The following is a 14654-nucleotide window of genomic DNA, read 5'->3' as shown; positions in this document are numbered from 1 at the left end:
CAGGCACCATCGTCCGCGTTTCGGAATTGCGGCCCTCCCAATCGGAGGCCCCACTTTCGCAGGATCATGACCCGACATACCCAATCGCGACCTATCGCTCTGACCACCCCCGAGCCGGCACCCGAAACCGGACCGACGCCGCCCCCCCGGCCAGCCCATGCTGATCGCCCGCCGCCCCGAACCGTCGCATTGGCCGCGCCAGCGTCGGTGGATCGCGCCACGGGTGCCGGTCCCCCGGATTGAGCACCGTCACCATCCGCCCCGTGGTCAACGTCAACGCGATCCCCCCGGTCCGCGCGAGCATCGACCGGTCGAGCTTCAGCCATCGCGGCGTACAACCGCGCGGCAGCCCGCGCTCGCTGATGACGATGTCCGCGCGCCGGCAGGCGGCAACCATCTCCGCGATCGGCACCCGGTAAACGCTGCGCGTGGCCAGCACGCGCCAAGCCCGGCCGTGGGCGACGACATCGGTCAGGCACAGGTCGCGGCTGCACCGCGCGTCGGGCTGATCCGCGAGCAGCAGCGGCTCACCATCGACCCCGCCATTCTCCGCCAGTGTATCGCGGACATAATCCCCCGCCCGATCGCGAAGCAGCGCGAGCCCGGCGGCGGTCCGGACCGCGACATGGCGACCATCGCCCGTGACCAGTATATCGGGTGACGGCGTCGTCAGCGCCCAGATCGCGCCAATCGCCAAGGGCAGCATTCCGATCCGTCGCCACCGCGTCCGCCACAGCGCGATCCACACCCCGCCGCCGACCATCAGCGCAAACGCCCCATCGGGAACCGCCGGCAGCGCGCGGACCGCGCCCGGTGCATGCGCCACGCCGCGCGCGAGCCACAGCAGCGCGTCGAGCGCATGCTGGACCAGCCACCAGGCGGGCGCGCCAATCCCGATCGTGTCGAGCAGCAGCGCCAGCGCCTCGAACGGCATCACGACAAACGTGGTCAGCGGGATCGCGACGATATTGGCGACCGCGCCGTACAGCCCGGCCTTGTGGAAATGATAGACTGCGATCGGCATCAGCGCCGCCTCGACGACGAGCCCGGTCAGCAGCAGCGACGCGGCGCCGCGCAAGAGGCGCCTGCCGCGGCCCTCGTCATGCGGCGCGAACGTGGCACGGACGACGGGATGCTCGTGCAACGCGATGATCGCGGTGATTGCGGCGAACGACAATTGGAAGCTCGGCCCGGCGAGCGATTCGGGCAGCGCGAGCATCACCGCGATCGCCCCCGTCGCGACCAGCCGCAACGTCATCGCCTCGCGCCCCATCGCCAGCGCGACCAGCACCAGCAACGCCGCGACGCACGAGCGGATTGTCGGCACCTGGCTGCCCGTCAGCACGGTGTAGCCGATCGCCGCCGCCGCACCGGCAAGCGCGGCGATCAACGGCAGTCGCGTGTGGAGGGCGAGCCACGGGCTGAGCGCGAGCAGCCGCAGCACGATCAGCATCGTCGCCGCGACCGCGGCGGTGATGTGGAGGCCGCTCACCGACAGGAGATGCGCCAGCCCGGCGCGCCGCATCGCCTCCGCATCCGCGTCGCTGATCGCGCCGACGTCGCCGGTCGCCAGCGCTGCGGCGATCCCGCCCGCGCTCCCGTCGAGTTGCGCGACGATGTGCCGCGACAACGCCACCCGGACCCCCGCGCCACCGCGGCCCGGCTCTGCTACCACCACAGGCGAAAAGCCCCGCCCCGTCGCGCCGATCGCGCCGAACCAGGCGACGCGCGCAAAGTCATAGGCGCCGGGCACCGCGGGCAAGGGCGGCGGCATGAGTCGCGCGCGCAGCCTTATCGTCGCGCCGATCCCCAGCGTCGCCGGCGCATCCGCCTCTGCCAGGTTGATGCGGACGCGGCCGGGCAACGCAACCGGCGCGCCATCGGCGTCCTGCCCCGGCCCGACCGGCCGCACCGTCAACCGCACAAGCCGGCGCGCGACGAGCGGTTCGATCGTCTCGACCCGCGCCGACAGCTGCACGAATGTCGGCCCCGCGAGCACCGGTGCCGCCACGCGGTCCGATCGCACCCAGATCAGCCCGATGCCGAGCGCCGCCGCAATCGCGCCGATCGCGAGCATTCGCGCCGCGCGCCCGCCGCGCCCCGCCGCAAGTCCGGCCAAACCGCCGGCAGCCAGCAAAAGGATCGCGGTGCCCCATGCCACGGGATCGGGCAGCACGAACCACAGTGCGATGCCGCCGCCAAGCCCGACCGGCAGCCATGTTATGAGCTGGTCGCGCTCCGCCTCCAGCCAGCGTTCGATCGCCCGGCCCGGCTCCGCCATCCAGGGCGGCACGCCCATTTGTCGCCGCCGGGGACGCATGCTAGAGGCGGCGACGGCTGATCCGGCCATCGTTTCTACAGTCTGGGAGCACCCGCGGTTGGGCGCAATATCTGATACGGATGCCGTCGTTTCGGCCGCACCCGTGGTTACTCGTTTCGCTCCGTCGCCGACGGGGTTCCTGCATCTTGGCGGCGCGCGCACTGCGTTGTTCAACTGGCTGTTCGCCAAGGCGAACGGCGGCAAATTCCTGCTGCGTATCGAGGATACCGACCGCGTGCGGTCGACCCAGCCGGCGATCGACGCGATCATCGACGGCATGCGCTGGCTGGGGATCGACTGGGACGGCGACGTCGTCATGCAGTTCGCCGGCGCCGATCGCCACGCCCGCGTCGCGCACCAGATGGTCGAGGCCGGTCACGCCTATCGCTGCTACATGACCAATGACGAGATCGCGGCGATGCGCGCCGAGGCGCAGGCGGCCAAGAAGCCGCTTCGCATTCGCAGCCCGTGGCGCGATCGTCCAGCGAGCGAGGCCCCCGATCTTCCCCATGTCGTCCGCCTGCGCGCGCCGCAGGAGGGTGCGGTCACGATCGAGGATCGCGTCCAGGGATCGGTGACGGTCCGCAACGAGGAAATCGACGATCTCGTCCTCCTCCGCTCCGATGGCACGCCGACCTATATGCTCGCGGTCGTCGTCGACGATCACGACATGGGTGTTACCCACGTCATCCGCGGTGACGATCACCTCAACAACGCGTTCCGCCAGCTGCCGATCTACCGCGCGATGGACGCGATCGAGGGCGGCTGGCCCGATCCGATCTATGCGCACATCCCGCTGATCCACGGCCCCGATGGTGCCAAGCTGTCCAAGCGGCACGGCGCGGTCGGCATCGAGGCCTATCGCGACGAGATGGGCATCCTGCCCGAGGCGTTCGACAATTACCTGCTGCGGCTCGGCTGGGGGCACGGTGACGACGAGATCATCAGCCGCGAACAGGCGGTCGAGTGGTTCGACCTGTCGGGCGTCGGCAAGTCGCCCTCGCGCTTCGACCTGAAGAAGCTCGAGAATCTGAACGGCCACTATATTCGCGAGGCCGATGATGCGCGTCTGGCCCAGCTCGCCGCCGATCGGCTCGGCCATGCCCTGCCCGATGGCGGACTCGACCTTCTGACTCGCGCCATGCCGGTCCTGAAGCCACGTGCAGCGAACCTGAACGAACTCGCCGAAGGTTCGAATTTCCTGTTCAGCCAGCGACCTTTGGCGATGGATGACGCCGCAGCGAGCCTTTTGCAGGGTGAAGCGAGTGCGATTCTGACGAACGCGCATGCTGAACTTGACGCGCTCGACAAGTGGGATACGGAAGCGCTCGAAGGCGCGGTACGGCGCGTGGCCGAAGCGCGAAGCCTAAAGCTCGGGCAGGTTGCACAACCCCTTCGCGCCGCGCTGACCGGTCGCAAGACGTCGCCGGGAATATTCGATGTGCTCGACCTGCTCGGGCGTGACGAGAGCCTCGGTCGGATCGCCGACCGGATGGCAGACTGATAAGATTTCGAGGAAGGATACAAGCATGAGCGAGACCGCAAACCTCAAGGTCGACGGCAAGGAATTCGATTATCCGGTCATGTCCGGTACGGTCGGCCCCGATGTCATCGATATCCGCAAGCTGTACGCGCAGACCGACAATTTCACCTATGATCCGGGCTTCACTTCGACCGCCTCGTGCCAGTCGAAGCTGACCTATATCGACGGCGATGCGGGCACGCTGCTCCACCGCGGCTACACGATCGGCGAGCTCGCCGAACAGTCGAACTTCATGGAAGTCGCCTATCTGCTGCTGAACGGCGAACTGCCCAGCGAAGAAGAGCTGTCGACCTTCTCGAACACGATCACGCGCCACACGATGGTGCATGAGCAGCTCGCGCAGTTCTTCCGTGGCTTCCGTCGCGACGCGCATCCGATGGCGATCCTGTGCGGCGTCGTCGGCGCGCTCTCGGCCTTCTACCACGATTCGACCGACATTCATGATCCGGCACAGCGCGTCATCGCGTCGCACCGCCTGATCGCCAAGATGCCGACGATCGCCGCGATGGCGTACAAGTACAGTGTCGGCCAGCCGTTCGTCTATCCGGACAACACGCTGAGCTACACCGGCAACTTCCTGAAGATGACGTTCGCCGTCCCGGCCGAGAAGTACGTCGTGAATCCGATCGTCGAAAAGGCGATGGACCGCATCTTCATCCTCCACGCCGATCACGAGCAGAACGCGTCGACCTCGACCGTCCGTCTCGCCGGCTCGTCGGGTGCCAACCCGTTTGCGTGCATCGCGGCCGGCATCGCCTGCCTGTGGGGCCCCGCGCATGGCGGCGCGAACGAAGCCGCGCTCAACATGCTGCACGAGATCGGCACGGTCGACCGGATCCCCGAGTTCATCGCCCGCGCGAAGGACAAGAACGATCCGTTCCGCCTGATGGGCTTCGGTCACCGCGTCTACAAGAACTACGATCCGCGCGCGGCGGTCATGCAGACGACCGTCAAGGAAGTGCTCGGCGAGCTGGGCGTCACCGACCCCGTGTTCGACGTCGCGATCGAGCTCGAGCGTCTGGCGCTGAGCGATCCCTACTTCATCGAGAAGAAGCTGTTCCCGAACGTCGACTTCTATTCGGGCGTCATCCTCTCGGCGATCGGCTTCCCGACCTCGATGTTCACCGTGCTCTTCGCGCTCGCCCGCACCGTCGGCTGGGTCGCGCAGTGGAACGAGATGATCACCGATCCCGACCAGAAGATCGGCCGTCCGCGCCAGCTCTACAGCGGCCCGACGCAGCGCGACTATACGCCGATGGCGTCGCGCTGAGATGAAGCTGCGGCCGATCCTGATGGTCATCGGCGTGCTATGCGCGCTGATGGGGTTCCTGTGGATCGGCCAGGGGCTTGGCTATGTCCATTGGCCGCGATCGAGCTTCATGCTCGATCAGCGGCCTTGGGCGGACCGCGGCGCCGCGCTCGCGGTATTAGGCCTGGTACTGATCCTGGCCGCGCGCCGCCTGCGTCGGTAACGACAACACGAACCGCGCCCCCTCGCCGATCGCGCTGTCGATCGTCAGGTCGCCGCCCATCGCCCGTGCCAGCCGCCGCGCGATATAGAGGCCGAGGCCGTTGCCGCCCGGCTCGGACGCGTCGACCCGCTCGAACTTCTCGAAAATCCGAGCATGATCCGCAGGCGCCACGCCCTTGCCGGTATCCGCGACGACGACGGTGACCTGATCGCTCCCCGCATGCGCCGTCACCAGCACCGCGCCACCCGACTGCGAATAGCGCACCGCGTTGCCGATCAGATTGACCAGGATCTGCAACACGCGCCGGAAATCGCCGCGCGCGACGACGCGGGCTTCCGCGGCGGGACGGGTGATCGTCACATTCGCGTTGCCCGCTCGCACCGCCAGCAGCCCGGCAGCACGCCGCGCAATATCGGCCATATCGATCGTCTCGAGAAGCAGCGCGAAGTCGGGCCGCTCGACCGCCTGAAGATCGACCAGATCGTCGACCAGCGCCAACAGATGGCGGCCGGCATTGGCGATATCCGCGGCATAATCGGCATAATCGGGCTGCACCAGGCCATCGGTCTGCGCATGGATACTGTCGGCGTTCGCGACGATGCGCGCGAGCGGTGTCCGCAACGCCCGGTCGAGCCCGGCGGTGAAGGTCGGCGACAGCTGGTCCGCCCCCGCCGGCCGGGGCTTGGCGGGCGGCGATGGTACGTCCGCGGGATCGTCGATCAGTTGCCCGCTGCCGATGAACCCTGCAAACGCCCGCTCCGCGTCACGGCGAACCACGGCGCTCAGCATGATCGCGCGGCCCGACCCCCGCAGCCGCGCGGGCTGTGCGTCGAGCGGCTGGCGGCGCGCGACCGCGTCGAGGATCGGCAGCGCGCCGTCATCGCCGCTGTCGAGCATGACGAGGCTCGTCAGCGGCTTGCCGAGCAACGCGAGCGGGTCGACGCCCATGCGGGGCCCTGCGTCGGGCGATACGAATGTCAGGCGAAGTGCTGCGTCGGTTTCCCAGCGCCAATCGGCACCACTCGACAGGAAATCGACGCCTGCACCGGGGTTCGGTGCCGCTGGACGCCATGGCTGGAGTTCACGCCAGCCGCTCACCGCAAGGCCGACCGTATCGCCCTCGGGCTGCGCACGGACCCACAGATCGAGATCGACGTCGTCATCGGCGATCACCACGCTGCGCGAAACCGCGATTCCCAGCCGGCGCGCCAGGCGGGCGATCATCGCGAGCTGCGGCACCGCGATCGGCGCGCCGATCACCCCCCCGGCGCGGCTGTTGAGCGCAAGCAGGATCGGATCCGCCGACAGCAACACGCCGTCCCCTGCCACTTCCGCCAGTGCGACCGCAGTGTCGCCTGTCATATATCCCGTCATCGTCGGTCTGCCCCGGCCAGCGCCCGCAACGCCGCGCGAAACTCGCGGTGCATCGCCAGCGGTGCGATCGCCGCGCGCGCATCGTCGACCCCGACGCTCGCGATGCTGTCGAGCGCGTCGGCGAAACTTTCGATATCACGGCGTGGATCGGCATCGGCCAGCGCCAGCCCGATCCGCGCGATCGTTTCCCGGTCGAGATCCGCCGCCCGCAGCGCCAGCCACAGTTGCTCTCCGTCGGGATCGAGTACGATCACCCGGACCTGTTCGGCATCGATCCCGATCGCATGGGCCAGCACCGCGACGAACAGGGTCAGACGCCGGTCGCCGAGCGCCTCGACCAGCAGCGCCGGCAGTTCGTCGCGACGGGCATCGATCGCCGCGGCGAGGCGGATCGCGACCGCCTCGGGGCGCTCCGCGTCGTCATGCGCGGCAAGGCTGCGCAGGGCCGCTTCGGTGATCGCCTGATCGCTCTGTCCGCGCCCCTGCATCGCGACCATTTCGCCGGCGTCCTTCAAGGCATCGTCAAGCCCGTCGCGCACCGCCGCGGCAACCCACCAGACGAGGCGGCGATGCAGGTCGGCGGGCACGTCGCTTCCCGCGATCGTTCCCGACTCATTGGCCGCGCGACGCCGGCTTTCCGCCGCGAGCAGCGCGCCGGCCGCGGTGGCGACGGTCGTATCCGACACCCCCGTCAGGCGGATCAACAGGCTCGGCTCCTCGGGACCGGCGATCGCGGCAGGAAGGGCATCGGCGATCAGGTCATGCCGGACGCGTGCGATCAGGTCCTTCATGAGATCGCGATCGCGCAACACCCCCGATCGCGTCAGCCGCAGCAAGGCGCCGCCCTGCGTCAGGATCGCCTCCGCCCGCGTCGTCTCCCCCAGCCCGGCGAGAACGCGGGCGGCATGGCGGCGGATATCCGCCTCGATCGCCCCGATGATTCCGCGCAGGACATGCGCCAGCATCAACCTCGTACGTTCCTCCAGCCGCGCATCGGCGGTCAGGAAAAAGTCGGTGATCGTGGTTTCCAGCCGGTCGTCGGCCCGCTGACGCGCACGCGCGGCGCGCGCGATCGCACTCGCGCGTGACAGCGCGGGATCAGGCAAGGGTTCAGAGCCAACCGACATGCGCCGTGCCTACCCGCTTATTGTTAAGGCGGTACTAAGGCTGAAGACGAAGATGCTCGATTGCCGCGGCCAGCGTGACCGTCGCGTACAGCCCGGCGATCGCAAGCCCCAACAACGGAAATCCGAGGATCGCGACGATCGTGACAATCAGCAGATAGGCCGGCGCACTGCCCCACCACATGCGACGAGCGCGCTCGACGATCGCGCGTTCGCCCAGCGCTGCGATCGCGAGCAGCGCCGCCGCCATGACCAGCGCGCTGTTGTCGGCCGAATAACCCGCCCATAGGAAGGCAAACAGCAGAACGGCGAGCGCGCTGACGACGCCGATCCCGCGCGTCTGCATCGTCGCGACCGACTCATCGTCGCGCAGCCCGCTCAGCACCGAGCCGATCGCCAGACCGACACAGGCCGTGCTGGCAAGCACCAGTCCGGTCGCCAGCCAGCCGAACAGCATCGCGCCAAGCCCGGCGGCGGCAATACCCAGCGACGTCGCGCCGACGGTCGAACCGGCAACGCTCTTATCGACCAGGAACGGCAGGCCGAGTCTGGCGATCGGCGCCAGCACGAAACGGTCGAACCAGCCGCTGCGCCCCGACACGATGGTCGCCAGCACGGCACGGCCGCGTTCTTCCAGCGTCCGCGCCTCGCGCTCAATGCCGTGCCCGCTGCGAATTGCATCGGTCGGCAACAGGATCTGCACCGCGCGCGCCTGCACCGCGATCCGCAGCAGCGTCGATTGCAGGTCGTAATCATTGGGCAGGCCCGCGACTTCGGCGATCCGTGCGGGCTCCAGCCGGGCGACACCCGCCCATGCCATCTGGCCGCCGACGCGTTCGAACCCGGGTCCGGCATCGTCCTCAGGAACGACGAGCAGCGCATCGCCACCCTCGTTCGCCATCGCCGCGACGATGCTCTCGGTCGTGACCAGCCCGTCGCCGAGCATCAAGACGCGCGCCAGCGGATGGAGCTTCTCCATCGCCTCGGCCGCAGTCCGGACGGTATCAACCGCGACACCGCGGCGGTTGATGCGATTGATCGCGCCCAGCAACTCGGGCGTCAGCCGCGCGACGACCACGATGACCTGACGCACGCCGGCTGCGATCAGCAACCGCGCCTGATACTCGATCAGCGTGACGCCGCTGAACGGCAGAGTGGCAGCCAGGCGATCGGGACGATCGTCGGCATCGTGAATAGCAAAGAGAAGCCCGGCAAGCATCTGCGGCTGTTAGGCGTCGAAACGGCGGATGCAAAGCCCGCGCGTCGGAAGCGCGTGCAGATCGACGCCCTGCATGCGCATCAAAGCTGCTCGACCGCGTCGCGCAGCCGGCGCAGCATGTCGTCGTCGCCGGGCGGGGTGTCGGCAGCCGCGCGCGCCAGCGTCATCAGCGGCATCGCGCCAAAGCTCGCCGCCAGCCCCTTCAGCCGCCATGCCGCGGCGCGCCACGCCTCGGCGCCGGATGCGTCCACCATAGCGTCCAGCGCGTCAGCCGCGCTGTGGGTGAAGGCGAGGTGCAGGTCGGCGATCAGCAGCGGATCGTCCCCGACCGCGGCTGCCAGGGCGGCGTCGATTGCTCCGGGATCATAGGCCATGAGATGGGGCGTACACGCGACCGACTTAACGGGAGGTTGCGCTATTCGCTTTGTCAAAGCCGATTTCATGGTAAAACCCGGGCATGAACGGGGGTTCTTCCATCATCGGCCTGCGCGCGGACCCTGCCCGGGATCCGGACCTTGGCGACGTCCCACCACCGCCTTTGAAGGAACGCGCACCCGTGTTTATCGACGACTATATCCTGCCGGCGGACGACGACGGCGCCGATCGCGGGCGGATCTTTGCGGGCGCCGCAATCGCCGCGGTCCTGCTCTGGCTCGCCGTCATGCTCTGGCTCGTCCGCGGCGAGATCGGTGCGATCGGACCGGTCGCGCTGGTCCAGCTCCTCGCAGCGCTGTGCGTCGTGCCGGCGCTGATCGGCATCATCTGGTTGCTCGCGATGCGGACGAGCCGGGCCGAGGCGGCGCGGTTCGGGGTCACGGCGCGCGCGATGCAGGCGGAGTCCGCCCGGCTCGAACAGGCGGTCGCCGCGACCGCGCAGACGATCGACCGCAATCGCCGTCATCTGGCGGACCAGGTCGACACGCTGATGACGATGGGCGAGACCGCGCATCAGTTTCTCGGCGCGATCGGCGAAGGCTTCGCGACCGAGATCGAACGCGCCGACGCGCACACGCGCAGCCTCGTTGCCGCGGCCGACGCGACGCAGACGTCGCTCGGTGTCCTGCTTGCCTCGCTGCCGCGCGCGCATGCCGAGACCGAAGCGATGGCGGACCAGCTCGAGCGCGCCGGCCTTTCCGCCAGCGAGCATGCCGGTGCCCTCGATGCGCAGATCGGCGCGCTGGCGGCCCGTGGCCGGGAGGCCGATGCGGTGGCGAGCGGCGCGGCGCAGCGGCTGGCCGCACATATCATCCGGATGGAGGCGACCAGCGAAACCGCGGGCGCGCGGCTCGAGGCCGTCACCGAGACGATGTCCGCAGCGGTCGACGCGCTGCTCGGGCGCACCGCCGATGCGGTCGACGAGGCACGCAAGGGCATCGCCGCGCAGGGTGACGCGGTGCTGGCGATGGTCAGTGCCAATCAGGCTGCACTTGACGGCGCGACGCGCGCGAGCGCCGAGGCGATTGCCGACCGGATCGCCGGCGTCGATTCGGCGATCGCCCAGGTTGCCCGCCGCCTCGAGGATCAGCGCGCATCCGGGGAGGATATCCTCGGCTCGCTCGGTTCAGGCCTCGACCAGGTCGAGATGCGGATCGAAACGCTCCACCATCATGGTGTCGAGCGGACCCAGTTGCTCGCTGCGTCGATCAGCGCGCTGGGCGGCTCGGCGGACGCGATGACCGAGGCGCTCCGCTCGGGCGAGGCGATGGCGGGGCGGACGATCGGCACGACCGAATCGCTGCTGATCGCCCTCGACGCCGCGGCGCGCGAGATCGACGAAACCCTGCCCGACGCGCTGTCCCGGCTCGACCGGCGCGTCGCCGACAGCAAGGCGATCGTGGTGGCGGTAAAGCCCGAACTGCTTGCGCTCGTCACTGCGGCCGAAAGCACGCACGACGCGATCGAGGCGATTGCCGGGGTCATCGCCGAACAGCGCACCGTTCTCGATCGCCTGTCGAACACCCTGCTCGACACGCTGGCCTCGGGACGCGCCAAGGCGGACGCACTCGGCCAGATGGTCGACGAGACGATCGATCGCACCAACAGCTTCTCCGAAGAGGCCGCACCCCGTCTCGTCGAGGCGTTGCTACGCGTCCGCGAGACCGCGACCGCGGCGGCGGATACGGCACGCCACACGCTGGCTCAGGTCATTCCCGACGCCGCGCAGGCGCTCGAACTCGCCAGCAGTGCTGCGCTGCGCCGCGCGACCGGCGACACCGTCGATCGGCAGATTCAGGCGATCGGCGACGCGACCGACGCCGCAGTCGACGCGACGACGCGCGCGACCGAGCGGCTGGCGGCACAGGTCGAGGCGATCGCACAGCAGACCGCGGTCGTCGAAACCCGGCTCGAGGAGGCGCGCAACGACCGCGAAACCGCCGACCGCGACACGTTCGCGCGGCGGGTCTCGCTGCTCATCGAGTCGCTGAATTCGGCCTCGATCGATATCGCCAAGGCGTTCGCGCCCGAAGTCGCCGACAGCGCCTGGGCCGCCTATCTCAAGGGCGATCGCGGCGTCTTCACCCGCCGTGCGGTGCGCATCTTGGATGCGAACGACGCCCGGTCGATTGCGAACCTGTATGACGACGATGCGGGCTTCCGCGAGATGGTGAACCGCTACATCCACGACTTCGAATCGATGTTGCGTGCGATCCTGGCACAGCGCGACGGCTCACCGCTCGGTGTCACCCTGCTCTCGTCGGATATGGGCAAGCTCTACGTGGCTCTCGCACAGGCGATCGAACGCCTCCGCTGAAGGGGGCGCCCGCTCCGGTCGCGCTAGCGGCGGACCATGTCGCGTGTGTTGAACAGGTCGAACATCTGCGGCGTGATCCAGCCGTAAGCGTAATTCAGCTGGAACAGCACGAACAGCGTCGTCGCGACGATCGTCACGCGCCAGGCCACGCGGCCGGCGTGGAAATCATGCGGCGCGCTCTCGGACTGGCCGGGGACGGTTTCGCCCCCGACCTCACGCGTCGTCCGAACACCGAATGGCAGGACCAGGAACACCGAGAAGGCCCAGAACAGGACGTAGATCGCGAGTGCCGAAGTCCAGCGCATCGGCTCAGCCTTCGATCAGCAGAACGTCGACGATCGGCTTCTTGCCCGTCCAGCGCGTCGAGACCTTGCGGACTGCAAGCCGGACCTGCTCGCGCATCTTGTCGATATCGCGCTTGCCGCCCCGCACGGTGTCGGCAACCGCCTGGACCGCATCCGCGACGAACGCGGCACGATCTTCCTCCACCGGCACGCCTTGGACGCGGACCTGCGGCTGGCCGAGCATCCGCCCGTCCTTGCCGATCGCCACCGCGACCGAAATCTGGCCGTTGATCGCCAGCTTGCGACGCTCGTTCAACGTCGTGCCGTCCGCCGGCAGGATCACGTCACCGTCGAGGACCAGGCGGCCGACCGTCGCATTGCCGATCTTGACCGGCCCCTTGGGCGCCAGCCGGACGATGTCGCCGTTGCTCTGCACCAACGCACGGGGAATCCCCTGCTCCAGCCCGAAGCGCGCATGCTCCATCATGTGGCGCATCTCGCCATGCGTCGGGATGAGCGTGTCGGGACGCAGCCACTCGTACATCTGCGCGAGTTCCGGCTGGCCGGGATGGCCCGAGACGTGGACGTGCGCCTGGCGCTCGGTCACCATCCGGATGCCCTTGGCCGCCAGCGTGTTCTGGATGCGGCCGATCTGAACCTCGTTGCCGGGGATCTGCTTCGACGAGAAGATCACCGTGTCATCGGCCTCGAGCGTGATCGTGTGGCTGCCATTGGCAACCCGCGCGAGCGCGGCGCGCTCCTCGCCCTGCCCGCCGGTGGCGATGATCAGAACCTTGTTCTTGGGCAGACGCATCGCGGTGTCAGGATCGATCGTCTCGGGGAAGTCCTTCAGATACCCCGTCGCACGCGCGACCTTGATAATCCGGTCGAGCGACCGTCCGGTGACGCACAGCTTGCGGCCGGTTTCCTTCGCCACTTCGCCGAACGTGTGGAGCCGTGCGGCGTTCGACGCGAAGCTGGTGATCATCACCCGGCCCTTGGCCTTGCTGACTTCCTCGAACAGACCCTTGCGGACCGTGCTCTCGCTGCCCGACGCGGTGGTGTTGAAGATGTTCGTCGAATCGCAGACCAGGACGTCGACGCCCTTGTCGCCGATCGCCATGAAGCCTTCGGGCTTGGTCGGATTGCCGATCACCGGGTTCTTGTCGAGCTTCCAGTCGCCGGTGTGAAACACGCGACCATAGGGCGTGTCGATCAGCAGCGCGTTCGCCTCGGGGATCGAATGCGACATTTCTACGAAGGTGAAGCCGAACGGCCCGAGCTGGAAGTTGCCGCCCATCGGGATCATCTTGAGCTTCACGCGGTTGGCGATCCCCTCTTCCTCGAGCTTGCCGCGGACCAGGCCCATCGTGAACGGCGTCGCATAGATCGGCACGCCAAGGTCTTCGGCGAGATAGGGCAGCGATCCGATATGGTCCTCATGACCATGCGTGATCACGATGCCGAGCAGATCGTCGATCCGCTCCTCGATGAAGGACAGGTCGGGCAGGATGACGTCGACGCCGGGATATTGCGGATCGGCAAAGGTGATGCCGAGATCGACCATCACCCATTTGCCCTGGCAGCCATACAGGTTGACGTTCATGCCGATTTCGCCGGAGCCGCCAAGGCCACAGAAAAGGAGTTCGTTCTTCGGAGTCATTGATTACTTTCAGGATTACAGGGGAATGTGGCCCGCAGGCCGGTTGGCGCGAGCCCAATGGCCCTAGATATGGTGACGGTCCCACATCATCGCCAGCCCCTGGATCGTCAGGTCGGCCTCGATGACGTCGAACACGTCGGTCTGTTTTTCGAAGAGGGTAGCAAGTCCGCCGGTCGCGATGACCTTGACCGGACGCCCGACCTCGGCCTTCATCCGCGCCACGAGTCCCTCGATCATCGCGACATAGCCCCAATAGATGCCGATGTGCATCTGCGAGACCGTGTTCAGCCCGATCACGCTGGTATCGGCGGGCGCCTCGATCGCGATACGCGGCAATTTGGCGGCAGCGGTGACCAGTGCGTCGAGCGACAGATTGATCCCCGGCGCGATGATACCGCCCTTGTACGCGCCGCGATAGTCGACGAGGTCGAACGTCGTCGCGGTGCCGAAATCGATGACGATCAGGTCGCCGTCGTGCAGCGCATGCGCGGCGATCGTGTTGACCGCACGGTCAGCACCGAGCGATGCCGGCTCGTCGACGTCGATCGCGATCCCCCATTCGACCGGTGCACGGCCGGCAATCAGCGCCTCGGTCGCGAAATATTTCGACGCCAGCACCTGCAGGTTGTGCAGCGCGCGCGGCACGACCGTCGCGATGATCACGCCGTCGACCGCGCCCCGGTCGTGCCCGCCAAGCTGCATCAGCTGGCTCAGCCACACCGCATACTCGTCCGCGGTGCGACGTGGATCGGTCGCGATCCGCCACCGCGCGACGATGACGCCCTTCTCGACGAGAGCGAACACGACATTGGTATTGCCGGCATCGATGGCGAGCAGCATGCGGGGACCTTCAACCTTTCCGTGCGGATAGTGCATAGTCGAGACCCACGGCGATGGCGATGA

Annotated in this window: 12 protein-coding genes; 4 read left to right on the top strand and 8 right to left on the bottom strand. The window is 68.0% G+C overall.

Annotation, left to right across the window (positions count from 1 at the left end; translation table 11 throughout):
• Window positions 1-91 precede the first annotated feature (91 nt).
• Window positions 92-2299 carry a ComEC/Rec2 family competence protein gene (locus tag J3A66_RS16295; protein ID WP_245336847.1) on the bottom strand — a complete coding sequence of 736 codons (2208 nt, stop codon included), beginning with the start codon at window positions 2297-2299 and terminating at the stop codon, window positions 92-94.
• A 19-nt stretch (window positions 2300-2318) separates the two neighbouring features.
• Here J3A66_RS16295 and gltX point away from each other — a divergent pair, with 19 nt between their 5' ends.
• From gltX to J3A66_RS16280, 3 genes are read left to right on the top strand one after another with little or no spacing between them, the layout of a single operon-like run.
• The gene (gene gltX / locus J3A66_RS16290) at window positions 2319-3824 is read left to right on the top strand and encodes a glutamate--tRNA ligase (protein WP_081877730.1); all 1506 of its coding nucleotides are present in this window, start codon (window positions 2319-2321) and stop codon (window positions 3822-3824) included.
• A 25-nt stretch (window positions 3825-3849) separates the two neighbouring features.
• The gene (locus J3A66_RS16285) at window positions 3850-5133 is read left to right on the top strand and encodes a citrate synthase (RefSeq protein WP_031395755.1); all 1284 of its coding nucleotides are present in this window, start codon (window positions 3850-3852) and stop codon (window positions 5131-5133) included.
• Window position 5134: 1 nt separating this feature from the next.
• On the top strand, window positions 5135-5335 hold the full coding sequence (locus tag J3A66_RS16280; protein WP_031395754.1) for a hypothetical protein: 201 nt from the start codon (window positions 5135-5137) through the stop codon (window positions 5333-5335).
• Here J3A66_RS16280 and J3A66_RS16275 read toward each other — a convergent pair.
• From J3A66_RS16275 to J3A66_RS16260, 4 genes are all read right to left on the bottom strand, one after another.
• Window positions 5291-6697 carry a HAMP domain-containing sensor histidine kinase gene (locus J3A66_RS16275; RefSeq protein ID WP_209570003.1) on the bottom strand — a complete coding sequence of 469 codons (1407 nt, stop codon included), beginning with the start codon at window positions 6695-6697 and terminating at the stop codon, window positions 5291-5293. The two genes, J3A66_RS16280 and J3A66_RS16275, sit on opposite strands and share 45 nt — an antisense overlap.
• Before the next feature lie 8 nt (window positions 6698-6705).
• Window positions 6706-7836 carry a DUF2336 domain-containing protein gene (locus J3A66_RS16270; protein ID WP_209570001.1) on the bottom strand — a complete coding sequence of 377 codons (1131 nt, stop codon included), beginning with the start codon at window positions 7834-7836 and terminating at the stop codon, window positions 6706-6708.
• A 34-nt stretch (window positions 7837-7870) separates the two neighbouring features.
• Entirely contained in the window at window positions 7871-9052 is a 1182-nt protein-coding gene (locus tag J3A66_RS16265; RefSeq protein WP_209569999.1) for a hypothetical protein, read from the bottom strand.
• Window positions 9053-9132: 80 nt separating this feature from the next.
• Window positions 9133-9426: an Hpt domain-containing protein gene (locus J3A66_RS16260; protein WP_159512400.1), complete on the bottom strand. Its 294-nt coding sequence runs from the start codon at window positions 9424-9426 to the stop codon at window positions 9133-9135.
• Between the two features lie 182 nt (window positions 9427-9608).
• Between J3A66_RS16260 and J3A66_RS16255 the strand changes: the two genes are divergently transcribed.
• Window positions 9609-11804: a hypothetical protein gene (locus J3A66_RS16255; RefSeq protein ID WP_348634068.1), complete on the top strand. Its 2196-nt coding sequence runs from the start codon at window positions 9609-9611 to the stop codon at window positions 11802-11804.
• Window positions 11805-11827: 23 nt separating this feature from the next.
• Here the strand turns inward: J3A66_RS16255 and J3A66_RS16250 are convergent, their stop codons facing one another.
• The 3 genes from J3A66_RS16250 to J3A66_RS16240 form a co-directional block, all read right to left on the bottom strand.
• The gene (locus J3A66_RS16250) at window positions 11828-12109 is read right to left on the bottom strand and encodes a DUF1467 family protein (RefSeq protein WP_209569995.1); all 282 of its coding nucleotides are present in this window, start codon (window positions 12107-12109) and stop codon (window positions 11828-11830) included.
• 4 nt (window positions 12110-12113) lie between these two features.
• Window positions 12114-13751, bottom strand: coding sequence for a ribonuclease J (locus J3A66_RS16245; protein WP_031393779.1), 1638 nt, complete (start codon window positions 13749-13751; stop codon window positions 12114-12116).
• A gap of 63 nt (window positions 13752-13814) precedes the next feature.
• Window positions 13815-14591, bottom strand: a complete 777-nt coding sequence (locus J3A66_RS16240) for a type III pantothenate kinase (RefSeq protein WP_209569993.1) — start codon at window positions 14589-14591, stop codon at window positions 13815-13817.
• Between the last annotated feature and the right edge of the window lie 63 nt (window positions 14592-14654).

This window comes from Sphingomonas sp. PvP018, from assembly GCF_017876865.1.
Taxonomy (GTDB): Bacteria; Pseudomonadota; Alphaproteobacteria; order Sphingomonadales; family Sphingomonadaceae; genus Sphingomonas; species Sphingomonas aerolata.
The sequence above is the reverse complement of the archived record's forward strand: the minus strand, read 5'-3'. Positions and strand labels throughout refer to the sequence as shown.

Excerpts from the sequence above, each read along its gene's own strand:
- J3A66_RS16295 (WP_245336847.1), bottom strand. The coding sequence starts at position 2,299 with ATGGGCGTGCCGCCCTGGATGGCGGAGCCGGGCCGGGCGATCGAACGC.
- gltX (WP_081877730.1), top strand. The coding sequence starts at position 2,319 with ATGCTAGAGGCGGCGACGGCTGATCCGGCCATCGTTTCTACAGTCTGG.
- J3A66_RS16285 (WP_031395755.1), top strand. The coding sequence starts at position 3,850 with ATGAGCGAGACCGCAAACCTCAAGGTCGACGGCAAGGAATTCGATTAT.
- J3A66_RS16280 (WP_031395754.1), top strand. The coding sequence starts at position 5,135 with ATGAAGCTGCGGCCGATCCTGATGGTCATCGGCGTGCTATGCGCGCTG.
- J3A66_RS16275 (WP_209570003.1), bottom strand. The coding sequence starts at position 6,697 with ATGACAGGCGACACTGCGGTCGCACTGGCGGAAGTGGCAGGGGACGGC.
- J3A66_RS16270 (WP_209570001.1), bottom strand. The coding sequence starts at position 7,836 with ATGTCGGTTGGCTCTGAACCCTTGCCTGATCCCGCGCTGTCACGCGCG.
- J3A66_RS16265 (WP_209569999.1), bottom strand. The coding sequence starts at position 9,052 with ATGCTTGCCGGGCTTCTCTTTGCTATTCACGATGCCGACGATCGTCCC.
- J3A66_RS16260 (WP_159512400.1), bottom strand. The coding sequence starts at position 9,426 with ATGGCCTATGATCCCGGAGCAATCGACGCCGCCCTGGCAGCCGCGGTC.
- J3A66_RS16250 (WP_209569995.1), bottom strand. The coding sequence starts at position 12,109 with ATGCGCTGGACTTCGGCACTCGCGATCTACGTCCTGTTCTGGGCCTTC.
- J3A66_RS16245 (WP_031393779.1), bottom strand. The coding sequence starts at position 13,751 with ATGACTCCGAAGAACGAACTCCTTTTCTGTGGCCTTGGCGGCTCCGGC.
- J3A66_RS16240 (WP_209569993.1), bottom strand. The coding sequence starts at position 14,591 with ATGCTGCTCGCCATCGATGCCGGCAATACCAATGTCGTGTTCGCTCTC.